This is a genomic window from Mucilaginibacter hurinus (assembly GCF_003324525.1).
In the GTDB taxonomy this organism is placed as follows: domain Bacteria; phylum Bacteroidota; class Bacteroidia; order Sphingobacteriales; family Sphingobacteriaceae; genus Mucilaginibacter; species Mucilaginibacter hurinus.
Genome location: NZ_QGDC01000004.1, coordinates 406,025 through 429,744, shown reverse-complemented (window position 1 = coordinate 429,744; position 23,720 = coordinate 406,025). Strand labels below are relative to the sequence as shown.

Genomic DNA, 23,720 nt, shown 5'->3' with positions numbered 1-23,720 from the left:
CTTGCTAAGGCCCATTTTATGATAAAAGTTTACCTGGATAACCAATAAAACAACAAGTTATGCAAAATTCAAGACGAATATTTTTAAAGAATACGGCCCTGCTCGCAACAACTGCAGCTGTTATGCCGCACCAGTTACTGGCAGAAAGTAAAAAGTTACAACGCATAGTTTTACAGCTGTATTCGGTACGTGATGATATGCAGAAGGATACGAAAGGGACATTAAAAAAAATTGCCGATTTGGGTTACTCACAAGTTGAACACGCCGGTTATAACGACCGTAAATTTTACGGCTTCAGCGTAAAGGAGTTTAAAACTATTTTAAATGATCTGGATCTTAAAATGCCCAGCGGCCACACGGGTTTAAACAGGCAGCATTGGAATACTGCGACAAATGACTTTACTGATGCCTGGAAACATACAGTAGAAGATGCTGCCGAATTAGGTCAGCGTTTTGTATTAAGTCCGTCATTGGGTTATGGTGTCGACATGACTGCTGAGAGTGTGAAACCCCTGATGGACCAATACAACAAAAGCGGCGAACTTTGTAAAAAATATGGAATGAAATTCGGCTACCACAACCACGAGTTTGAATTTACCAGTAAGATAGGTGATATGCCGTTATTTGATTACATGCTGCAAAATACCGACCCGGCATTGGTAACCTATCAGCTTGACATGGGTAACATGTATGCGGTGGGTGCAAAGGCGCTTGATTATATAAATAAATATCCCGGTCGGTTTGAGCTATTACATGTAAAGGACGCCATACGTGTAGATGCACCCGCAGATGCCAAGCCAAAATATGAAAGCTGTGTGTTGGGCAAAGGCGAAGTGCCGTTGCAACAAATATTAAAAGCAGCTAAAAAAGTCGGCGGTACCACGCATCTTGTAGTTGAACAGGAATCATACCAGGGGCTTGCGCCGATTGCATCCGTAGGCCTTGATTTAAAAATGATGAAGAAATGGGGTTATTGATGGTGAAGTTGGCGTTTATCGATAGCATAGTTAATCTCTAACCGCATCGCAAGGGGTAACTCGTTGTTTGCAGGTGACTATATTATACCGCTTTGCCGGGAGGAAAGGTACTGGCATAAATATCCGAACAGTGTATAGTAACTAGCGACCCCGGCGGTTGAATACGTATAAGCTACTGACTTATTTTAGCTTTTTTATTGCCTGTTTTGGCTTAATCGTAACTTATTTATTGGATAATGTTTTTTTATAAATAAAGTTATTATGTTTGAAAATAGCCTTAACACGGGCTTAAGGAACCGTTCCGAACCGGATAATATATAACCACTAAAATTGTTAATGAACAGGCGCATTGCGATACGAAATCTGGCACTGGTATTAGGCGGGGCAATGCTTTTTCCGGCTGAATTGGTAGCGGGTGTCAAAAACCTTATCACACTAAAAAACATAAAAGTAACGCCCGATCAGGAAAGGTTACTTGCAGATATAGCCGAGACGATTATACCCAAAACTTCAACGCCCGGCGCAAAAGATCTAACACTGCACCTGTTTGTGTTAACTATGGTTGACGACTGCTACAATAAAACCGATCAGGACAATTTTATAAAAGGATTAGTGCAATTTAATGAGTTAAGCGTGAATAGGAATGCCGGTGCGTTTTCTGTATGGCCTGTAGCAGACCGGGAAGCGTTCCTGTTATCTATAGAGCAAGCAAATACTTACCCGACCGAACTTAATCGCTTTTACAAGATAGTTAAAGATAAAACTGTGCAGGGTTATACACAATCGCAGTTTTTTATGACCAAAGAAATTGTATATGAACTGGTGCCGGGCCGGTATATAGTAAATGTTCCGGTTAAAAGTGCAGTTAAAACAACGGGGAAATAATGGCGAACATCAATATAGACAGCGTTAAAGAGCGGATTTTTGATGCCATAGTGATAGGGTCGGGCATAAGTGGCGGCTGGGCGGCAAAAGAATTTACCGGCAGGGGTCTTAAAACTCTTTTGCTTGAACGCGGCCGCGATGTGAGGCATATTATGGATTATCCAACCACCAGCAAAATGCCCTGGGAATTTGAACATCGAAATGAGCTGCCCCTCGCAATCCGCGAAGCCAACCCGGTTGTATCGCGCTGTTACGCATTTCACGAGGAAACCGAGCACTTTTTCGTGAAAGATACCGAACACCCTTATATACAGGAGAAGCCGTTTGACTGGATACGCGGCTACCAGGTTGGAGGCAAATCATTGCTTTGGGCGCGCCAAACCCAACGTTGGAGCGATTTCGACTTCGAGGGGCCGGCCCGTGACGGTTTCGCGGTAGATTGGCCAATACGCTATAAAGATATTGCACCCTGGTACAGCTATGTAGAGAAGTTTGCAGGTATTTCCGGCAATCTCGACGGCATACCTGAACTCCCGGATGGTGAGTTTTTACCCGCATTTCCACTAAATACGGTGGAGGATTATTTTAGCAAACACGTTAAAGCGAATTACCAAAACAGGCATGTAATCAGCGCGCGTTGCGCGCACTTATCGAAGCCGCAGCCTGTGCATTTTCAACAGGGCCGGGGGCAGTGCCAAAACCGTACGCTTTGCCAGCGCGGTTGTCCGTTCGGCGGGTACTTCAGCAGTAATTCGTCCACTATTCCATGGGCTCAAAAAACAGGTAAACTAACCCTTCGCCCGCATTCGGTAGTTGAGTCTATTATTTATGACGAGCAAAAGGGAAAAGCTACCGGTGTACGCGTAATTGATGCCAACACCAGGCAAGCTGTTGAATATTATGCAAGAGTAATTTTTGTAAACGCGTCGGCTATAAACACTAACATTATCCTGCTTAATTCTAAATCATCCCGTTTTCAAAATGGTTTTGGAAATGATAGCGGTACCTTAGGGAAGTACATCGCCTTTCATAACTATACCGCCAACGTTGGCGCCGAGGTGGAGGGTTTTAAAGATATGACAGTTGATGGGCGTAACCCGGCCGGAGGTGGTTACATACCGCGCTTTCGTAATGTTTATAAACAAGAAACAAATTTCTTAAGAGGCTACGCTTCGGGTTTTAGCGCGGCCAGGTATAGTAATACCGATGCTTGGGGTGTAGGGAGCGACCTTAAAAATAAGCTAAAGAAACCGGAACTGAGCGGTTGGTATGTGGGGTCGCACATGATGGGCGAAAGCATACCGAAAGAAACTAACTACGTGAAGCTGGACGATAAGGAAAAAGATGCCTGGGGCGTACCATTACTAAGATTTAACGTGGATTATGATGATAACGACGAAAAGATGAAACTGGACTACCTGGAACAGATATCGGAGATGTTTGCTTCAGCAGGATTTAAAAATATACGTAAGCATGTTAGTGTAGGTAAAGCCCCCGGGCTGGACATCCACGAAATGGGTGGTGCCCGCATGGGGCATGATCCTAAAACATCTGTACTTAATAAATGGAACCAGGTGCACTCGTGCCCCAACGTATTTATTACAGATGGCGCCTGCATGACGTCTACCGGTACTCAAAACCCCTCGTTAACCTACATGGCGCTCACAGCACGTGCTGCTAACCACGCGGTTGATGAAATTAACAAAGGAAATATATAATTCAACTAACCGATATGAGCAAACAAACCACAATTAACTCAAGAAGAGGATTTATAAAAAGCGGCGCGTTGGCTGCTGCCGGTTTTATGATAGTGCCGCGTTATGTGCTGGGAGGTAAAGGGTTTGTTGCCCCGAGCGATAAACTTGTGGTAGCCGGCATTGGCGCGGGCGGTAAAGGCTCAAGCGACATTGCATACGTGCACGGCAGCGGTAACGCCGAAATAGGATTTTTGTGTGATGTAGATGACCGGTCGGCCGCTAAAACTGTTGAAAAGTTCCCTAAAGCAAAGTATTATAAAGACTGGCGTAAGTTGTTTGATAAAGAACATAAGCATATAGATGCGGTAACCGTATCAACGCCTGACCATAACCACGCTAATATTGCTTTAACAGCTATGCAATTGCACAAGCATGTATATGTGCAAAAGCCGCTTACACATGATATTTACGAAGCAAGGGTACTAACAGGCGCGGCACGTAAATATAAAGTTGTTACCCAAATGGGTAACCAGGGTGCATCAGGCGATGGGGTAAGGCAGTTAATGGAATGGTATAATGCCGGCCTTATCGGCGACGTACAAACCGTTTACTGCTGGACAGACCGTCCTGTTTGGCCTCAGGGAATCGCCTGGTCGAAGACCAAAGCTGAGGTGCCAAAGGAATTGGACTGGGATCTTTGGCTGGGTACAGCGCCATATAAAGATTACGTAGACAAACTGGTGCCTTTTAATTGGCGCGGCTGGTGGGATTACGGTACAGGAGCATTGGGCGATATGGGATGCCACCTGATGGAACCGGCTTTCCGTGTGCTTGATTTAAGTTATGTTAAAGATGTGCAATCGAGCGTTGGCACATTTTACAAAGATATTTTCCAGCGCGCTTCATATCCTGAAAGTTGTCCTCCATCAAGTCACATCACACTAACATTCCCTAAAACAGCTAAAACACAGGGCGATGTTACAGTTCACTGGATGGATGGGGGTATACGTCCTGAACGGCCGGCAGAATTAGGCGATAACGAAACATTCGGCGACGGAGGCAATGGCGTACTCTTCATTGGTACTAAAGGTAAAATGGTAGCAGGCACCTATGGTATGTTCCCTAAGTTGTTGCCAACTTCGCGCATGACTGAAGTAAATGTACCCCAAACCATTAAACGTGTACCGGGCGGCGATAACGGCCACTACGCGCAATGGGTTGAGGCCTGTTTAGCCGGTTACGGTAAAATGGAAGTAAGTTCGCCATTTGAAACTGCCGGTCCGCTTACCGAGGCATTATTAATGGCAAACTTGTCTATCCGCGGACATGACATAGAGCGTGCCAAAGCCGACGGTAAAGGTGTGGACTACCCGGGCCGCGACATTAAATTGCTGTGGGATAACATAAACATGAAAGTGACTAACTTTGATGAAGTTAACCAATTTGTAAGGAGAAAATACAGGCAAGGCTGGGAAGTAAGCGGCCTATAGCGTACAACCATTAACAACCAATAGTTTAGTTTAAATTAAGGGGTAAAATTATACAACACAAAATGAAGTTAAAACTAGCAATGATAGGGGGTGGGCAGGGCGCATTTATTGGCGCCATACACCGTATTGCCGCCCGTATTGACGATGAGTATGAATTGGTTGCAGGGGCCTTTAGCAGCGATGCTGAAAAAGCTAAAGCCAGCGGGCTGTTGCTGGGACTTAAACCCGAGCGCGTATACACATCATATAAAGAATTAATCGAAAAAGAGAAGCAGTTGCCAGAAGGTGAACGCGTGCAGGTGATAAGTATTGTAACGCCTAATCACGTGCACTTTGAGCCTACCAAACTGGCGCTAGAAAATGGTTTCCACGTTATACTGGATAAACCGATGACGTTTTCGCTGGACGAAGCAAAAGAGCTGGAAAAAGTTGTTAAATCGAGCGGGAAATTATTTTGCCTTACGCATACCTACACCGGCTATCCGATGGTTAAAGAAGCCAGGCAAATTGTGAAATCGGGCAAATTAGGCGCCATACGCAAGGTGTATGTTGAATATCCACAAGGCTGGCTTAGTACGTTTTTAGAGGGTGAAGACAATAAGCAGGCATCATGGCGTACCGACCCGGGTAAAAGTGGTATTGCCGGTGCCATGGGCGATATAGGCACGCACGCTTTTAACCTTAGCGAATATGTTACGGGTTTACAGGTAACTAAAGTTAATGCCGATATCAATATCGTAGTAGAAGGCCGCAAGCTTGATGATGATGGCGCAGTGCTTTTAAAATACAACAATGGTGCAAGCGGTGTATTAACTGCATCGCAAATTGCCGCCGGCGACGAGAACAATATAAAAATTCGAGTTTATGGCGAAAAAGGCAGTATTGAATGGCAGCAAGATATTGCCAACACCTTACTTGTAAAATGGCTGGATAAACCTGCCGAAGTTTGGCGTACAGGCGGCGGCTATACCAGCAGCTACGTTACCAGCAATATGCGTGCGCCCGCCGGGCACCCCGAAGGTTATTTAGAGGCCTTCGCTAATCTGTACAAAAATTTTGCGCAGTCAGTAAAAGCGCAAATTGAGGGGAAAACCGCAACGCCTGAAGCTTTAGATTTTCCGGGTATTGATGATGGTGTAAGAGGGATGGCATTTGTTGAAAATGTTATCGCATCAGGTAAATCCGAAAAAAAATGGACCGATTTTGTAATCTAAATAAACAGTAAATCACATGAAAACTATAAAAGGACCGGGTATTTTTTTAGCACAATTTTTAGGCGAAAAGCCCCCGTTTAATACACTCGAAGATATATGTAAATGGGCAGCGGGTCTTGGCTATAAAGGTGTACAAATACCAACATGGGCAAATAGTTATTTTGACCTGCAGAAAGCGGCCGAAAGCAAAACCTACGCTGATGAAATAAAAGGTGTAGTGAACAGCGCGGGGTTAGAAATCACTGAACTATCTACACACTTGCAAGGGCAGCTGGTGGCGGTGCACCCGGCTTACGATGCGCAGTTTGACGGTTTTGCGCCTTCAGAGTATCACAAAAACCCGAAGGCACGCCAGGAATGGGCGGTTCAGCAGTTGAAATACGCTGCGCAGGCATCAAAAAACCTCGGACTTAACGCGCATGTAACCTTTAGCGGCGCTTTAATATGGCAAACAGTATATCCCTGGCCGCAACGCCCCGCAGGCCTGGTTGATACTGCTTTTACTGAATTGGCTAAGCGGTGGAAACCCATACTGGACGTGTTTGATGAAAATGGCGTAGACTTATGCTACGAGATACATCCGGGTGAAGACCTGCATGACGGGGTGACTTTTGAAATGTTTTTAGATAAAGTAAATGGTCATAAACGTGCCAATATATTGTATGATCCGTCGCACTTTGTTTTGCAATGCCTTGATTATCTGCAATATATCGACATCTATCACGAACGTATAAAAATGTTCCACGTTAAGGATGCTGAGTTTAATTCAAGCGGCAGGCAGGGGGTATACGGAGGTTATCAAAACTGGGTTGACCGCGCAGGACGTTTCCGCTCGCTGGGGGATGGACAGGTAGATTTTAAAGCTATATTCAGTAAGCTAGCAGCATATAACTTTGACGGATGGGCGGTACTTGAATGGGAATGTGCGCTGAAGCATCCTGAAGATGGTGCGCGTGAGGGAGCGGAATTTATTAAAAATCACATAATCCGTGTTACAGAACACGCCTTTGATGACTTTGCGTCAACAGGCAGCGACGAAGCGTTTAATCGCTCCATTCTGGGGCTCGATTAATAGTGGTTCAATTATTGCCATACAATTTTGGCTTAGCCCTTTACTGTATGGCACAAAAACTAACACTTATAGTATGAAAAAGATATTTGTAATCCTGAGTTTTAGTTTGATGATTGCTGCTTGCGGAGGCAGTTCTGATAACGATATAAATGATGATGACACTACGACGGCTGCAGACAACACGGCATTAGTTACTCCAGCCGTTGCACCGGCGGATACACAAGGCGTAACTACACAACCGCGCGTGGTTAAAAAACCTGTTATGCCGCCTGCATCTGCAACACCGGCAACGCCAGCTGTTACGTCAGTGCCTGCACCATCGGCTGATGTAGCCAAAGCAGCGCAACCCGCGGCCACTGCGCAGACCGCTGCAGGTTCAGAAAAAGGCGGTCAGCTTATTAAAGGCAGCGATTGCCTTGCCTGCCATAAGGATAATATGAAGATTGTAGGTCCGGCTTATGTTGATGTAGCAAAGAAATATAAGCCAACACCGGCAAATATCGATATGCTTGCCAATAAAATTATTAAAGGCGGCGCGGGCAACTGGGGCGATATACCGATGTCTCCACATCCGTCAATCTCTAAAAGTGACGCCAAAGAGATGGTAAAATATATATTAGCGCTTAAATAAAGCGATGTAACAATTTAAAGTAAAACAAACAACCCCGGATAAATTATTTTTCTGGGGTTGTTTGTTTTGTATATTTAACCGCTAAAGTGACGGTTAATAACGCCGTGTTTAAACTTTATTGAAAAACTATAATCAAACCCAATACAACCAAATAACAGAGTGATGACAAATAGAAGGACCTTTTTAGGACAAGCAGGAGTAGCCGCAGCAGCTATACTATTGACTCCCGAGCTTTTATCGGCAAAAAACATTAATAAAGTAGGGTTGCAGCTATACAGCTTGCGCGACTACTTGCCCAAAGACGTAAAAGGTGTAACAGCTAAAGTGGCCCAGGCCGGTTATAAAGAAGTAGAAACCTACGGCTATAGCAAACAAAATGGTTACTGGGGCATTGATCCCCGCGATTACGCTAAACTGTTAACCCAAAATGGTTTGGTATCGCCCAGCGGGCATTATGGCATAGATCAATATTTGAATGATGGCACCATGACCGACCTTGAGAGTTATATACACGCGGCACACACAATTGGCCAGCGGTATATTATTGCACCGGGTATAAATGGTGACCTGGTAAAAACTATTGATGGTTGCAAGGCTACCGCCGAGAAGTTTAATAAAGTGGGCCAACTGCTTAAAAAGGAAGGGCTAAAATTTGCATATCACAACCACGCGTGGGAGTGGCAAAAGGTTGGGGATACTACCTTTTACGATGTGTTGCTAAAAGAAACTGATAACGACCTGGTTAAGCTTGAAATGGATATTTTTTGGGTTGTACGCGGTGGTCTTGACCCGGTGACCATGCTGGAAAAACATCCTGGTAAATTCGCCTTGTTCCATGTAAAGGATTCAGACAAGGGCAGGCCTGAGCTGAACACAGAGGTTGGCAAAGGAACCATTGACTTTAAAGCCATATTTGCAAAGGCAAAAGACGCTGGTGTAAAACATTTTATTGTTGAACAGGAAAACTTTACTAACATAGATCCATATGTAAGTATCGCCGAAAGTAGCGCGTACGTTAAGAGTTTATCTGTTTAATTTTTATCAATCCTATTAACGTGAATTACAGAATTATACTTGCCTCGCTGCTTACAGCAGGTTATTTTACAGCCGGGGCGCAAAATGCGAAACCTGAGGATACCGAGGTTTGGTCGCCGGAACCCAAGGTGGTTACAACGGGAAAGTCTTTTATTGACGCCCCTTCAGACGCTATTGTTTTGTTTGATGGTAAAAACCTCAATGAATGGGTATCATCTGCAGACAACAGCAAGCCTTCCGGCTGGACGCTTGCCGATGGCGCTGTAACTGTAAATAAAGCGGCCAATGGCGGGGGCGGTATAGTCACGAAGCGTAAGTTTACCAATTACCAGCTCCACCTGGAGTGGCGTGTACCTGCTAATATAACCGGTGAGGGCCAGGGAAGGGGTAATAGCGGTTTATTCCTGGCGCAGATAGCGCAGGGCGATGCCGGCTACGAATTGCAGATATTGGATTCGTACAAGAACAAAACGTATGTAAATGGCATGGCCGGCAGTATATATAAGCAATTTCCGCCGCTTGCCAATGCGACTAAAGCCCCCGGCGAATGGCAAACTTATGATGTAGTTTGGACCGCCCCCATATTTAACGAAGATGGCAGCGTGAAAACTCCCGCAAAGGTTACCGCTTTTTTAAATGGAGTATTGGTTCAAAACAATACGGAGCTGTTAGGCCCATCATTATATATTGGCAAACCATCGTATAAAAAGCATGGCCCGGCACCAATCTATCTCCAATCACACGGTGACCCAAGCGAGCCTGTAAGCTTCAGAAATATTTGGGTTAGAGAGTTATAGCTGCGACCTGCCAGTGTTTGATCATCTGGTAAGCTTAATATAAAAAAGGAAAGGCTGCGCTTCACAGTGCAGCTTTTCTTTTTATATCAAACCATCATCATTCACCATACGGCTTGCCGTTAGGATATAAGGGCATAGGGTACTTCGTAGTCGAATAATACCTGCCATGTAGATGCCTATCCGTTTGAACCAGCTTATTGCTCTTCTTTAAAAAAAACTTTATAATAGTTCATAGCTTTGCCATCATCAAAACCACGCTCTATAAGGTCCTTGTTGCCATGTATGTAAATATGAAAGTTCTTATCAAGCTTTAAGACACTCTTATACACCCGGGCTTGTTTTTTAACGGCGTTGTCTGATATTTCAAAAGTATCTGCTATCGGCGTTTCAAATTCATCCTCGTACTGCTGCTTGTAGGTTTTAAATGACTCGATAGCTTGGGGGTTACCTATTACCTCCCCGGTAAACTCATCCATGTCAAAAGTATCCTTCTCCTTAAAATATTTCATGCTTCTGTTAAGCAGGTCTATTTTATCGGCCTTGCTCATCTCAAACTCTTCATCAAGCTTTTGGGTAACGAAGTTTTTATACAGGCCCAGTGTATTATTGGTTTGGTTAAAGTTGTCGTTACGGATTTTCAATTGCAAAAAGTCGTCTTTCCAATACACCGCGGCATCCTGGCTGCTTCCGGCTTTATCAACGACTACAACTTTGTATCCATTCTCTTTTTCGATATTAAAAATAAGGCAGCCCTTATCCAATTTGTTTATGTTAATGCCATTCTCTTCGTATTCAACTGTAAACCCCCCGGTATCAGGGTATACTTTCAGGTAGGTCTCCTTTGTTTCAGATTTAAATATCCCAAGGGCATCAAGCAAGTTGCCCTCAATTTGTACATCTTTAAAATAGGCCACGTAGACCTCGCCCGATTTAATCTTAGGATGAGTGGATACATTATACAATTGTTTAGCAATAAGCTCGGATATCTCATGGAATTTATCTTTATTTTCGAATACCTGGGTAGCGAAGTTGTGTACCTCGTTAAGGGTTAAATCGCCGCTGTTGTGCATCAGGTGATAAACCTCGTTAGCTTTTTCTAAGGGAGTGAGAAAGTATTGCATCAGCAGCTTTTGTATTAACTCATCATTTAAGTTAAGCGATTGCTTTGAAAGCGCATACATTTCATTTTGCGATTGGTTGCCTACATGATGAACGGAAATAGTATCCAGTGAGGCTTCAAAAAAAGTTACCATAGTACCACCAAATACGGCATTTTTTTCGATATGACAGTCGGTTGTTGATACTTCGTGGTAAGTTTGCTGATTAATAACGAACTTTGTAGCTTGGAGGACATGGCCAACCGACCATGACCATGGACTATATGACAAATCACCACGAAGAAACCATTGTTGCCCTGGCTACGCCTAATGGAATTGGAGCAATAGGCGTAATACGCCTCTCCGGCACGGACGCTATCCGCATAGCCAACAGCGTTTTTAAGGGTAAAGATCTCACCCAACAGCCGTCACATACTATACATTTTGGACATATCGTTGATAACCAGGTTGTGCTGGATGAGGTTTTAGTGTCGTTATTTGTCGCCCCGCGCTCATACACCCGCGAAAACGTGGTGGAAATATCCTGCCATGGCTCCGTTTTTATTTTAGAAAGCATTATTAAATTGCTTGTAAAACGCGGTGCCCGCTCTGCAAACCCCGGTGAGTTTACACTCCGGGCCTTTTTAAACGGCCAGTTGGATTTGTCGCAAGCCGAGGCTGTGGCTGACCTGATAGCCGCCAACTCGAAGGCATCACAGCAAGTAGCCCTGCAACAACTTCGCGGCGGTTTCAGCAACCAACTGCAAACTTTGAGGAACGAACTTATAAAATTTGCATCACTTGTTGAACTGGAACTTGATTTTTCGGAAGAAGACGTGGAATTTGCCAACCGCGACCAGCTAAAGCAACTTGTGCTGGATACTAATCGCGTTATAGGTAGTCTCATACGGTCGTTTGAATTAGGCAACGCGATAAAACACGGCGTTAACACAGTTATAGCAGGCAGGCCCAACGCGGGGAAGTCAACCTTGCTGAACGCGCTCCTCAACGAAGAACGGGCTATAGTTAGCCATATTCCGGGCACCACACGTGATACAATAGAAGAGGTGCTTAACATCAAAGGGATTAATTTCAGGCTGATAGACACTGCGGGGATACGGGAAGCCACTGATACCATTGAGCAAATAGGTGTACAGCGTACGATGGAAAAGATAGCGCAGACCGCCCTTATAATTTATGTTTTTGACGCGGTTCAAATCTCTGTGAATGAACTTAATGATGACCTGCGAAGTCTTGAGCGTCCGGGTGTGACCATATTGGCGGTCGCCAACAAGATCGACCTGTTAAATGAAGCACAGCTTTTAAGCTTACCAGGGTCGGAAAATATTACCCCGATATCCGCTAAAAACAAGCAGCATATCGACGAGTTGAAAGCCCGTATTTATTCCTCAGCCGTTAAAGACCAATTGACCGGGGACGAAACCCTTGTAACCAATATAAGACATCTTGAAGCCCTGCAAAAAACTGAAGATGCCTTGGCAAGAGTGCTCAACGGGATAGACCACGTTACTTCAGATTTTTTAGCCATTGACATTAAACAGGCCCTGCACTACCTTGGCGAAATAACTGGGACCGTTACTACCGATGACTTGCTGGATAATATATTTAGTAAGTTTTGTATCGGTAAGTAATTGATTATCAGATAGTTGTATTTATTATCCTTTTGTAGGGGAGCTGTAGTATTTACTAGCCCTTGGTCTCCTTTATGATACTTATGTTTTCTCACTATTTTCTTACTGGAAATTTTCAGTAAGAAAATAGTAAGGGAATTTTATGCTTTTCATGGTTGACTCTCTTCTGCTAATTATACTTGCTCTCTCAAGGGTTTCTAACTTCTGCCATAAAATCTTGCATTTGAGTGATTATCTTCTAATAATAGCGTTACAGCTCCTTGTTTAAGATGTCAACAACAGAGATATCCAAAGTAATCTGCCTGCCACCAAAATTTTACGGGTATGGAAAGATAATATCATTTCCAAGAATACAAGGCATTATCTTTAAGAGTCGCAGTAGGCGAATCCTCGTTCAAAGGTCAATTTATTTCGGCCTAATTTTTTAACAGTTTCCCCATTTCATTGAACCCGGAAGCTTGTATGTTGATAAAGTAGATATCAGCAGGCAAAGCCGATACATCTACCTGAATTTGATTGGAGCCGGCGGCGGCTTGACTTACGCTGTGACTTGCTACCCGTTTCCCCTTCATATTAAATATACCAATCTCCACATCTGACTGTTTGGGCAATTGGTACCCGATATTAGCCGTTGTGCTAGCAGGATTAGGATATACAGTCAATTTTACAGTTGATGCAGATGTGGCTTCAGCGGCAAGTTTATTGTTCTCTATTGCCGATGGCGTGCCCGACGCATTACGGATAATAGATAATACATTAGCTGATGAACCGGCAAGAGCTATATCCGGTTTGCCATCGCCATCAAAATCTGCAATAGCAACACCTTGCGGCGCAGTGCCTGATGGCAGGTCCATTTTGGCAGCGAAGGCGATATTGGTCCCGCTACTTAGGTTTGGCAGTACAGATATTGAATTGCCCGTATTGTTGGTTACTACAATGTCGGCATGCCCTTCGCCGCTAACATCGCCTATAGCGGCGTAAGCAGGACTGGTACCGGTAGTAAATGTTTTTACACTAAACGGGGACGATGACATCGCGCCTTCTGAATAATTATTTACAAGTACGCTTACCTTATTGGTAAGTTTGTTCACCACAACAATATCTGTTTTGCCATCCTTATTTATATCAACTGCACTCACCTGCTGAGGGCCGCCTTCAATTGGAATATCCTTTCTAGGTGCAAAAGTTATATTAGCCGACCTTGTCCGGGTGGTATTTTGCAATATCGAAACAGAGTTGCCGGCATAGTTGCTAACAATTATTTCGGGTTTACCGTCGTCGTTTATATCCGCCGTGCAAACGCCCGATGGGCTGCTGCCGGTAGCAAAATCAACTCTAATACCGATGTCGTACTGGCCATCTGTTTTGATACCCGGGAATACCGATACGGTATTACTGCCTGAATTGGCTACGATTATTTCGGGTATACCATCGCCGTTAAGGTCGGATATGGTTAGGGCCACAGGTTTCAAGCCGGTTGGCAATTGGTACTGGTCCGAAAAAAGCTTTTCGGTGCCGGGTGAACTGCCAAAAAATGATATGGAGTTGCTGCCATAGTTGGCGGTAACTATATCCAAATACCCGTCGATATCAATATCGGCAGTAATAACCGCGGCAGGGTTTGCACCTGTTGTGTACTTAATACCCGAAGTGAACGATGATACACCCATTTTTCCCGGTTGTATTACCTTATTGTAGAAAATGCTCATTGTGCTTTCACCACTATTGGCTACGGCAACATCGGGTTTTCCGTCAAGGTTAAAATCGCCAATGGTAACACCTGTAGGTTTGAGACCTGAGTTTAAATTAACCCGCGAGTCGACGGCCGGGGTGCCGGCTTTGAATGTGACAGCAAATGAGCTTTTAGAAAATCCGATAAGTTTTTTATCGGTATTCAACACACTTATGGGCTGGTATGTTGCACCAAAAGGTACCCGTGCCATTAGTTTTTTTACCGATGCAGATAGTATTTCTGCTTTCGCCGTTCCAAAGTATACAATATTATTTTGAGGCAAGGCATCAAAGTGGTCGCCATATATGGTTATCGGCAAATCCGCCGGCCCCTTTTCAGGATTGAAAGATGTAATAACCGGCGCCGACAGGAGCGTGCTGTTCACCAGTATCGAAATGGTCTTGGTGCTTGCATTGGTAACCGCTATATCCGGTTTGCCGTCGCCGGTAAGGTCGCCGGCACTTACGCCAGCGGGGTTTTTACCGGCTGCTATTTTTACACCTTTTTCAAATACGCTGTACAACTCCCTGGCCATACCGTTACGGTGAACCATAATACTGTCGGGGTCGCTTCCTGTAATAACCAGATCGGGAAAGCCGTCGCCGTCAAAGTCAGACATGTCAATCGATGTTACGTCGGGCATGGTTGCTATATTTCCCGGTACGTAAAACAAACCCGCGGTAAACTGGGAGGCCTGTGGATAATTGTTATAGTATGGCTGTACCGAGTAATTTGTTATGGCCACCAGGTCGTCCCGGCCGTCAGCATTAAAATCGCCGCTGGTAATAGCTCGTACATGATAACCAATAAGATTAATTTTAGGGCCGAATGATGAAGCCTGGATAACGTCTTTCTCAAACAAATTTTGAAAAAGCGACATAAAGGAATCTTCTGAATTGGCTACTACCACATCGGCTTTACCGTCACTATCAAAATCAGTAGCTACTATGCCTGTTGGTTGCATGCCCACGCCAAAGCTTACCCGCTGCTGGAAAGATGCAGCTGTTATTACATTGGCCACACCTTTATTAAGGTATACCGAGAAGGTGTTATCATCTTTATTAGTTACCAGTATGTCGGGTTTGCCGTTGCCGTCAATATCGCGTATGGCTACGGCCGATGGTTTATTACCTGTCGCCAGGTTAACCTTAGCCGCAAACGATGAGGTAGTGATATTGCCGCTTGCCGCGTTATTTTTAAATATCGACAACGTTTTATCTGTTTCGTTTACAACAACAATATCGGTACGGCCATCATTATCAAGGTCGCCCGTGGCAACAGCAACAGGTTTAGCGCCGCTTGCCAGATCGGTGCGCGTACCACCCGTGTAGGTGTTACGGAAAACCGAAATGCTGCCGCTGCCCTGGTTTGCCACAATAATATCGGGTTTGCCGTCGCCATCAATATCGGCAGTGGCCTGTGCGCCGGGTTGTGTACCTGTTGGGGCGGTTATTTTTATAGGCATGTCTGCGCCCTCTACGCGTGCATTGGCTATATATTTCTTGCTAAACGGCATCGAATAATAACCCGAAAGCTGCATTTCGGTATTTAAAACAGTGACCGGTTTATAAGTAGCACCCACAGGTACATTAACTAGTAATGAGGTATCGTTAACAAAGGTAACGGTGCCTTTTGCTGCGCCAAAGTAAACGGTGTTGGCAGCTGTGGTTTTACCAAAGTATTTGCCGGTTATTAAAGCCGTGGGGGTTTTATCCTTATCCTGGGTATAAATTACTGATTTAATCAGCGGCGGCTTTATATGATTATTACGCAACAGTACCAAATTTTGACCATCGGCGTAAAACAGGTCGGGCTTGCTGTCTCCGTCAACATCGGACAGTTCCGGCCAATTTCTGATGAAGCCTCGCTTTCCTAACTTTTCTCCGGCAACAAATGATGCAGCGGTAAAATTGGCCGGTGTTGATTTATTAATGATGTAGTTTATCATTGTTTTTTCCCACGCGTAAGTATCTCTTAAAGTGGCTATAATATCAGGCTTACCGTCGCCGGTAATATCACCTAAAGTGACGCGTACATCTGCTAAATTGGCAGAGGTTGGGTTACCCGATAATGCGAAGTCAACCTTCGCAGCAAACAGGTTGTTGCTACCCTCGGTAGATGTATTACGCAAAAACGATACACTATTGCTGGCCAGGTTACCCACTATCATGTCGGGTTTCCCGTCGCTGTCCAGGTCTGCAAAAGCAGCAGGTGAGGCACCAAGTGTGCCGGTGGCCACATCTATTTTAGCCGCAAAAACGGGTGATTGGCCCGTGGATATGTTAAGCAGTACTGATACATAGTTTGTGCCTTTCCGTGTTATCACCAGGTCGGGTTTCAGGTCGCTGTTAATATCGGTAACCGCTAATGCAGCTCCGGCTGTATTAGTAATGGGTATATTTTTTAAATGTTCGAACCTGATTATACCCTTTGATGAAACATTCTGGAATATCATTACGCCATCACCAAAAGTTAATATATCGGGTTTGCCGTCAGCTGTAACATCAGCTAATACATAATCGTCAATAAAGTAGCGAAATACAATCTCTTCTGGTTTAAAGGATGCAATGGTGTCCACGCCCCAGTTGGTAATGTTTATATGGCATACCCCTTTTTTAAGGTCGAAAATATCAGGCTTACCATCGGCGTCTATGTCAATTATATTGGCAGTTTCATCTATGGTTAAACTCGGGTTGTTATAACTTGTGTGAAATGCTAAACTAGTTAAACTGCCCGGTTTCGAAACGTTGCGGAAGAGTGCGGTAAGGTCAACATGGTCGGGGCTTACCAAAATATCCGGCTTGCCGTCTCCGTTCAGGTCGCTTACTCTTACCCTATGGCCAGCGGTAGATGCGTATATATATACAGGGTCGTCAAAATCAGTATAAGTTGAGTTTTGCGGATTAGTAAATGTAACAACAAACGGTTTTTGTGTCCATGCTGTTGAGTTTCTGCCGGTGTTAGTTACAGCGATGGGATGATAATTTGCCCCGGCCGGTACGGTAACTACCAGTTTTTTTGAAGTGGCCTGCACAACGGTTGCCCTAACCGCACCAAAAAATACCGAATTTTTTAACGGATCAGCATTAAAGTTGGTGCCGTTTATAGTAACTTCAGTACCCAGCGGCCCGCTTTGTGGCGTAAATGAAGTGATAGTGGGTGCGATATTGGTGTATGAGTTACGGAATAACGAGAGATCGTTGCTATCACCCTTAGCTACAACAATATCAGGCCGTGTGTCCTCATCAAAGTCGCAAACGGTTAAGTCAAGCGGTAATATTCCTGTAGCAAGGTCAACTTTTTCGGCAAATTTTAATACTTCATCATCATCAGTCCAGTTGTAAAGGTTACGGTAGAGCGAAATATTGTTTCCGCCAGAATTAGCTACAGCAATGTCAAGGTATCCGTCACCATCCATGTCGGCAACTTTAACAGCTGCCGGTGCAGTTCCAGTGGCCAGGTCAAACCGGGGTTCAAACTCCAGGTGATTATAATAATTATTGCCATAAAAAACAGAAACCATATTGTTGCCTTTATTGGCCACCACAATGTTGTAGCCATTCATTAACCTGCCTAAGGCAATATCAACAGGGTTGTTGCCTGTTGCCATGGTAAAGGCTGCCGCGAATGATGAAGCACTGATTGCCCCTGCTACCGCTTTGTTCTCAAATATCGAAACTGAGTTGATATCGCCGTTAGTTACAACCACATCGGGTTTGTCATCATTGTCGAAATCGCCGACGGCAATAGCCGAAGGTTTGCCGGGCGTGGTTATATCCACTTTTGCAGCGAAGGCCAGGTCGGTGCCTGTACCTGTATTGCGCAATACCGAGAAACTTTTAGCCGTATTATTGGCAGTAAGCAGATCTGCATGGCCGTCGCTATCTATATCTGCCGAAGCTATTTTTACCGGGTTAGTACCAACAGTAAAATCAACTTTGGCAGCCAGCGAAGCAGCGGTGATATTACCGCTTACGGCCTTATTAATAAATACCGAAACCGTATTCGAGCCCGCATTAGCCACTGCTATATCTGCCTTGCCATCATTATTTAAATCCTTTACTATTACCGAAGAAGCGTTAGTGCCTGTAGCGAAAGTAACGCCGGCGGCGAATGAGGCGGCTGCCAGTTTGCCATTAGCGCCTATATTGCGGTATATGGTTAAACTGTTGCCGGTATCATTTAAAACCACCAGGTCGGGTTTGCCATTGCCATCAATATCGGCAGCTACGGTAGCGAGGGGCTTACCGCCCCCGGCCAGGTTAAACGGCGCGGCAAAATCATTCGCAGCCAGGTCATACCTGGAAGAGAACTTTGCCGAAAAAGGCCTTGACGAAACAGCCGCCAAACCTTTAGTCTTGTTTAAAACGGTGACAGGCTCGTAACCCGCGCCGTAAGGTACTTTTACACTTAAACGTGTTTGATAGGCTTCGGTCACCTCGGCCTTTATAGTACCGAAGAAAATCTGATTCTCGGCGATATGGGTGCTAAAACCGTCGCCATAAATTTCTATCAGGTCGCCTGCCGAAGTACTGTCGGGTATCTCAAGACTAGTTATTTTAGGCGGTGCGCCGGGACTATTAAGGGCTATCACAAGCTGCTTATCACCATAAACCAGGTCGGGCCTGCCGTTGCCATCTACATCGCCTACAGAAACGTCCGCACCCCGGGTCGGAAAACTATATGTATTTTTTTTAGCGAACCCTGCCAATGCCAGGGTTGACGTGGCATTTGTATTGCGTATGAGTGTAATATACGATGGCGTATGGTCAGATATGGCATATACATCGGGTTTGCCATTACCGTCAAAATCGCCCACTTCAACGGAAACCACGGATGCGAGCATGGGTATTTTAATTGATGTGCCCAGTGCTATGGTGGCGCTGCCCGCAACGGTTTTGTTTTGAAAAATGCTTATCTCATCATTTTCGAAGTTGCCCTGTATTAACTCGGGTAACCCATCGCCGTTAATATCTTTTGCAAATACAGCCCTTGGGTGTTTTGCAGGCAGAAGATTTAGAGCCGATACGAACGACGATGATTTCAGGTTGCCGGGTGTGGCGGTATTGCGATAAATATCTATTTTCTTCGACTCGAAATTTATCGTACGAACTGCTATAATATCAACTTTCCCGTCAATATTCATATCTGCCACCTGCAGGTATAGCATATCCGGAACAACAACGTTTACCTTGGTTGCAAACGATGTGGCATTAATTATGCCGTTAACCGATGAGTTGGGATAAACAGTAAATTTATTCTCACCGGTAGTTATGATATCGATCCTGCCGTCGCCGTCAGCATCGCCGGTAAATAATTTAAGCGGCGGGGTGGTCAGCGTAACTGATACCACGCCGAACGAAGCGCCTGTAATAGTTCCCGGAGTAGCATGATTAACAAGTATAAACATCTTGTCGGTGGTGGTAATGATAATATCAGGTTTTCCGTCGCCATTTATATCCTCGGCTTTTAAAAGGCGTCCGGCAATACCAATACCGATGTTTACCCGGGTAAACATCGGTATTGTGCTCCCGGTGGTCGCGGTGTTCCTGAAGATAATGATGTCGGTTGTGGCGTCGTCCGAAACTACAATATCCAGTTGCCCGTCGCCGTCAATATCGGCTACAGCATGGGGGTTCAAAAAGCCCCAGTCGTAGTGTTTAACCAGTATTTGCTCGTCTTCAAAATCTATAGGTGTACCTATTGGGATAGGCTTATCAGGCATAGTTAAAAACAAGCCCTTTGAGGTTCCGGTAAGCGCGTTGTCTTTGTTGGCAACGGTAAAAGCGCCGTAAGAGGCACCGGGGGGAACAGTAACAGTTAGCTGTGTAGCGCTCGCTGTAATTACAGGCGCTCGCAAACCATTTAGCAAAACGCCGTTTTTATCAGCCGTAGCATTAAAGTTTTTTCCTGTTATGGTTACGGTAGTACCGGCCATTCCGCTGGTAGGGCTGAATGAGGTAATTGCGGGCACCTGACCAATCGCAACAGATATAAAAGAAGAAAACAGGATAAATAGTGAAATTTTTTTCATGCTGAGAGAAGTGTTCAGGTTGTTGCAATAGTTTAATCGTAAACAGATCAGCCGAATAGGAGCGACGATAGTTTTTTATATTAACTACAAATATAAAAGAATAATAAAAATCCCGAACAGGTCAACAATCTTGCTGGAAAAAAGGGTAAACCTTAAAAGTTCACCCACGGAAATATTATTCTATTGATTGTAATAGTTCTCTCTGGCAAACTTTTTTTAGCCTCATATTATGCCACTTGGTTTGAAGTATTCAATGTAAATAATGATATTAACATTTGTAGTTTGTGCCGGTAATCTATAAATATTTACTAGCCCCTGATCTCCTTTATCATACTTATACTTTCCCACTGCTTTCTAACTAATATTTTCAGTAAGAAAATAGTTAGGGAGTTTATAATATCCATGGGTAACTCCTTTCTGTTAATTATCCTTGCTCTTTAAAGGTTTTTCAACTCCTGCCGTAAAATCTCGCGTTAGATCAATTTTTCCTGTACAAGTATTACATTCCAATTTTGTACTCGTACAACTGTTTAAATGAATAAGAAGTACTTGCCTCGTAAATGTTTTCTACTATCATTCACGGAGCAAGTAGGTAAATAATGCCGTTATGGATTTAATACGTAATTCGGGCTCATGGCCTGAAACTTGTTAAGCCATTGTATTTGGATGGCAGCAGGCCAGTCATTGGGATACTGAGCTAACCAGGCCTGATCATCTCCCCAGAAAAAAGACACCCAGCCGTTAACCTTTGAATCGTTGTTTTGCATAAATGTTTGTAAGTCGTTGGGCGTAATGCTAAACGCTGTGTATACCTCTTCTACAAGCAGCGGTTTAGTATTCTGACTGTCGTAAGCTGCAATGGTATTTGCGGCATCCGGGTTACCTGTTTCCGGGTACACATGTATGCTCATATAATTAATGTAGCTGTTATTTCTAAACTGCACATAATTTGCTGCCGGGATAAATCCCACTGTTATTGGCGTGGTATTGTCTACGGCACGTATTGCTGCACTTATCTGGTTTATCCAGTTATTAGTGATATTTACATAATCCATTACCTGCGTATGGTCACGAGAAAGATATTGGGTATAAGTAAAAGGATATCCTGCGGGTGCCGGATGTACCCAACTTGTTACAGCGCTCCATGGCGGACCAGTGGGCTCATTCATCAAGTCGTAAGCAAATATGGTAGGATTATTAGCAACAGCTCCGGCAACGGCTTGCCAAAAGACGGTTTGTGCTGCCCAGCGTTGTGCTGTGGTAACACTGGTGCCCTTATACCATGCCGGATCGTCTGATTCACGATAACTGCACAGACCTGTAAGGATGAGATACTGATTATTATCCGTTGCAAACCCCACTATTTTTTTTAACCTGTCAAGTGCTGCTGCATTGGGCGTGGTAGCGTTTGTCATAAATTTATTAAACTGTAGATGAAGACGAACCACGTTAGAGCCAAGTGCTTTCATTTGCTGAAAATCTTGCTTTATGCTATCCATGTTTGATTGATTCTGCCATTTATCGTCAATTAACTGATGCGTTCTTTGCTGGGTAAACATATAGTCATAGTTAAATCCCCATACTTTAAACACCTGCCCGTCCTGCCGTATAAATTGCTTGCCGCTTATATTGATTTTTGGCAATTGCGTAAACGTAGGCGACCACTGGTGTGCATTGTTAGCAACATAAGTTGTTTGGGTTATCTTGGCAAACTGGGCGGTCGAGTTTTGGTCAAGCGTCACCGCTAAACCGCTGCCCCGGTTAGTGATTTTATATTTTCCGGATGCGACATGCTCAATTTTCCATTGCTGTCTGTTGGTGCCGGTGTAAGTTGATTGCTGTAGCTGCACGTTTTGTGCTGTGGAGCCACCGGGTACTTCCATAGCTTTTCCGCTGGCACGGTTTATTATTTTGTAATAGCCGCCGGTGAGATTGGTTATTTCCCACTGCTGATTGGTATTGGCTATATAAGTATTCTGTTCCACTAAGCCGCCATTAGACAGGTTGTTTACCTGTATGCATTGCGTGTTGGGATTAAACAGTTTGTAAACCCCATTTATAAGGGGCTGGCCAGGGACCCATGCAGGTTTGGTGGGCCCTTGCGGTGGTTGGGGTGCAATAAATGCACTTTCTTTTTTGCTGCAACTGTTGAGCAACAAGTAGAGCATGAAAATGCCCAGTACTTTAATTTTTCTCATTTTTTTGTTATTTAAGTATGATTGGTTCACTGCAAACCTTGCAGTAGATAAATCAAATATAATCAAGCAGTTTTCATATTTCAAAATAAAAAAATCAAATTTAAATCAAAGTGATTTATATTTGATTTATATTTGATTATATTTGTGCACGATTTAAGGTTTATTAGAATAAAAATTTATATTGGTTTAAATCACAGGTAATTAAATTATAACAGGTATATAGCAATTTTGGGCGGGGGGACAGTATGGGATGGTAGTAACTAACAAACAATATAATTTCGTTTATTAAGTAAAAGGCAGCCGCGCAGTTAATTAACTAGTATTGTTATTAGTTTGTAGGGCTTTTACGGTAATATAGCATTTTGTAAAGGGGTGTAACACTACCCACGCGGTTGGAAGTTAAATCATACGGATTATCCGGCGATAAATTTTATTATGATATGAAATATTTAGTTTTTTTATTGTCGACAATTGCAATGCTTTCTTGCAAAGCACAGCAATACGTTGCCGAGTGCTGTAACACACAGCCTATTGATACAACTTATTTATCCGATATTAAAAAGGAATTGGTAAAGCAATGGCCGAACAACAGGATAATTAACCTGGTATTTCATGGCCATTCGGTACCTACAGGTTACGCGCTGGGCGCCGATGTAAAGCCCTTTGAATCGTATCCACAGCTTGTGTTTCGCGAATTAAAAAAATTATATCCCTCTGCTGTTATCAACATCATACTCACCTCAAAAGGTGGAGAGTTTTCGCCATCAGGCGCTAAACGTTTTGATGCCGATGTACTACCGCACAGGCCTGACGTCCTTTTTATTGATTATGGTGTAAATGATAAACATTTAAAGCTTACCGACACCCGTGCAGCTATGGATGAGATGATAAAAAAAGCGCTGCAGAAAAATATTAAGGTGATATTGCTTACCTCAACGCCTGACTTACGCGTTAACATACTACAGCCCGGTAATGAGATTGAAATGGTTTCTGACCAGATAAAACAATTGGCCGCTGAAAATCATGTAGGGTGCGCTGACGTGTATAACGCGTTTAAAAAATATGCCAGTGAGGGCAATAAGCTTTCAGCCTTAGTCTACGGTTTTAATCATTTTAATGAGAAAGGCAGCACTATTATAGCAAATCAAATAATGCCGTATTTTAAGTAGCTAATCGGCTTGGGCCAATACAGTTTGTAACTCATATCTT

At 44.0% G+C, this 23,720-nt stretch carries 14 protein-coding genes; 11 read left to right on the top strand and 3 right to left on the bottom strand.

What is annotated here, in order from left to right:
- Positions 1-59: 59 nt before the first annotated feature.
- The 9 genes from DJ568_RS09350 to DJ568_RS09310 all read left to right on the top strand — a co-directional run bounded on the left by DJ568_RS09350 (position 60) and on the right by DJ568_RS09310 (position 9,798).
- On the top strand, positions 60-977 hold the full coding sequence (locus DJ568_RS09350; RefSeq protein ID WP_114004995.1) for a sugar phosphate isomerase/epimerase family protein: 918 nt from the start codon (positions 60-62) through the stop codon (positions 975-977).
- A gap of 336 nt (positions 978-1,313) precedes the next feature.
- Positions 1,314-1,862, top strand: coding sequence for a gluconate 2-dehydrogenase subunit 3 family protein (locus DJ568_RS09345; RefSeq protein ID WP_114004994.1), 549 nt, complete (start codon positions 1,314-1,316; stop codon positions 1,860-1,862).
- The gene (locus DJ568_RS09340; protein WP_114004993.1) at positions 1,862-3,580 is read left to right on the top strand and encodes a GMC oxidoreductase; all 1,719 of its coding nucleotides are present in this window, start codon (positions 1,862-1,864) and stop codon (positions 3,578-3,580) included. The genes DJ568_RS09345 and DJ568_RS09340 overlap by 1 nt, the downstream gene beginning before the upstream one ends.
- 14 nt (positions 3,581-3,594) lie before the next feature.
- Positions 3,595-5,049 carry a Gfo/Idh/MocA family protein gene (locus DJ568_RS09335; protein WP_114004992.1) on the top strand — a complete coding sequence of 485 codons (1,455 nt, stop codon included), beginning with the start codon at positions 3,595-3,597 and terminating at the stop codon, positions 5,047-5,049.
- A gap of 62 nt (positions 5,050-5,111) precedes the next feature.
- A complete protein-coding gene (locus DJ568_RS09330) occupies positions 5,112-6,263 on the top strand; it encodes a Gfo/Idh/MocA family protein (protein ID WP_233496665.1) in 1,152 nt (383 codons plus the stop codon).
- Positions 6,264-6,279: 16 nt separating this feature from the next.
- Entirely contained in the window at positions 6,280-7,335 is a 1,056-nt protein-coding gene (locus tag DJ568_RS09325; RefSeq protein WP_114004991.1) for a sugar phosphate isomerase/epimerase family protein, read from the top strand.
- A gap of 73 nt (positions 7,336-7,408) precedes the next feature.
- On the top strand, positions 7,409-7,966 hold the full coding sequence (locus DJ568_RS17395; protein ID WP_199560932.1) for a c-type cytochrome: 558 nt from the start codon (positions 7,409-7,411) through the stop codon (positions 7,964-7,966).
- A gap of 162 nt (positions 7,967-8,128) precedes the next feature.
- Positions 8,129-9,001 carry a sugar phosphate isomerase/epimerase family protein gene (locus DJ568_RS09315; protein WP_114004990.1) on the top strand — a complete coding sequence of 291 codons (873 nt, stop codon included), beginning with the start codon at positions 8,129-8,131 and terminating at the stop codon, positions 8,999-9,001.
- 20 nt (positions 9,002-9,021) lie between these two features.
- Positions 9,022-9,798 (top strand): 3-keto-disaccharide hydrolase, encoded by a 777-nt coding sequence (locus DJ568_RS09310; protein ID WP_114004989.1) that lies wholly within the window; start codon positions 9,022-9,024, stop codon positions 9,796-9,798.
- Positions 9,799-9,992: 194 nt separating this feature from the next.
- On the opposite strand, the gene DJ568_RS09305 is transcribed toward DJ568_RS09310, so the two are convergent.
- The gene (locus tag DJ568_RS09305; RefSeq protein ID WP_114004988.1) at positions 9,993-11,051 is read right to left on the bottom strand and encodes a nucleoid-associated protein; all 1,059 of its coding nucleotides are present in this window, start codon (positions 11,049-11,051) and stop codon (positions 9,993-9,995) included.
- Positions 11,052-11,170: 119 nt separating this feature from the next.
- On the opposite strand from DJ568_RS09305, the gene mnmE reads away from it, so the two are divergent.
- Positions 11,171-12,547, top strand: a complete 1,377-nt coding sequence (gene mnmE / locus DJ568_RS09300; protein ID WP_394339542.1) for a tRNA uridine-5-carboxymethylaminomethyl(34) synthesis GTPase MnmE — start codon at positions 11,171-11,173, stop codon at positions 12,545-12,547.
- A gap of 416 nt (positions 12,548-12,963) precedes the next feature.
- On the opposite strand, the gene DJ568_RS09295 is transcribed toward mnmE, so the two are convergent.
- Both DJ568_RS09295 and DJ568_RS09290 read right to left on the bottom strand, forming a co-directional pair.
- A complete protein-coding gene (locus DJ568_RS09295; protein ID WP_114004987.1) occupies positions 12,964-20,313 on the bottom strand; it encodes an FG-GAP-like repeat-containing protein in 7,350 nt (2,449 codons plus the stop codon).
- 605 nt (positions 20,314-20,918) lie between these two features.
- A complete protein-coding gene (locus DJ568_RS09290) occupies positions 20,919-22,511 on the bottom strand; it encodes an RICIN domain-containing protein (protein ID WP_114004986.1) in 1,593 nt (530 codons plus the stop codon).
- 440 nt (positions 22,512-22,951) lie between these two features.
- On the opposite strand from DJ568_RS09290, the gene DJ568_RS09285 reads away from it, so the two are divergent.
- The gene (locus tag DJ568_RS09285; protein WP_147238737.1) at positions 22,952-23,680 is read left to right on the top strand and encodes an SGNH/GDSL hydrolase family protein; all 729 of its coding nucleotides are present in this window, start codon (positions 22,952-22,954) and stop codon (positions 23,678-23,680) included.
- Positions 23,681-23,720 lie beyond the last annotated feature (40 nt).

Coding starts and splice junctions, on each gene's coding strand:
- mnmE (WP_394339542.1), top strand. CDS start 11,171: ATGGACTATATGACAAATCACCACGAAGAAACCATTGTTGCCCTGGCT.
- DJ568_RS09350 (WP_114004995.1), top strand. CDS start 60: ATGCAAAATTCAAGACGAATATTTTTAAAGAATACGGCCCTGCTCGCA.
- DJ568_RS09330 (WP_233496665.1), top strand. CDS start 5,112: ATGAAGTTAAAACTAGCAATGATAGGGGGTGGGCAGGGCGCATTTATT.
- DJ568_RS17395 (WP_199560932.1), top strand. CDS start 7,409: ATGAAAAAGATATTTGTAATCCTGAGTTTTAGTTTGATGATTGCTGCT.
- DJ568_RS09290 (WP_114004986.1), bottom strand. CDS start 22,511: ATGAGAAAAATTAAAGTACTGGGCATTTTCATGCTCTACTTGTTGCTC.
- DJ568_RS09305 (WP_114004988.1), bottom strand. CDS start 11,051: ATGGTAACTTTTTTTGAAGCCTCACTGGATACTATTTCCGTTCATCAT.
- DJ568_RS09325 (WP_114004991.1), top strand. CDS start 6,280: ATGAAAACTATAAAAGGACCGGGTATTTTTTTAGCACAATTTTTAGGC.
- DJ568_RS09340 (WP_114004993.1), top strand. CDS start 1,862: ATGGCGAACATCAATATAGACAGCGTTAAAGAGCGGATTTTTGATGCC.
- DJ568_RS09335 (WP_114004992.1), top strand. CDS start 3,595: ATGAGCAAACAAACCACAATTAACTCAAGAAGAGGATTTATAAAAAGC.
- DJ568_RS09345 (WP_114004994.1), top strand. CDS start 1,314: ATGAACAGGCGCATTGCGATACGAAATCTGGCACTGGTATTAGGCGGG.
- DJ568_RS09285 (WP_147238737.1), top strand. CDS start 22,952: ATGAAATATTTAGTTTTTTTATTGTCGACAATTGCAATGCTTTCTTGC.
- DJ568_RS09315 (WP_114004990.1), top strand. CDS start 8,129: ATGACAAATAGAAGGACCTTTTTAGGACAAGCAGGAGTAGCCGCAGCA.
- DJ568_RS09295 (WP_114004987.1), bottom strand. CDS start 20,313: ATGAAAAAAATTTCACTATTTATCCTGTTTTCTTCTTTTATATCTGTT.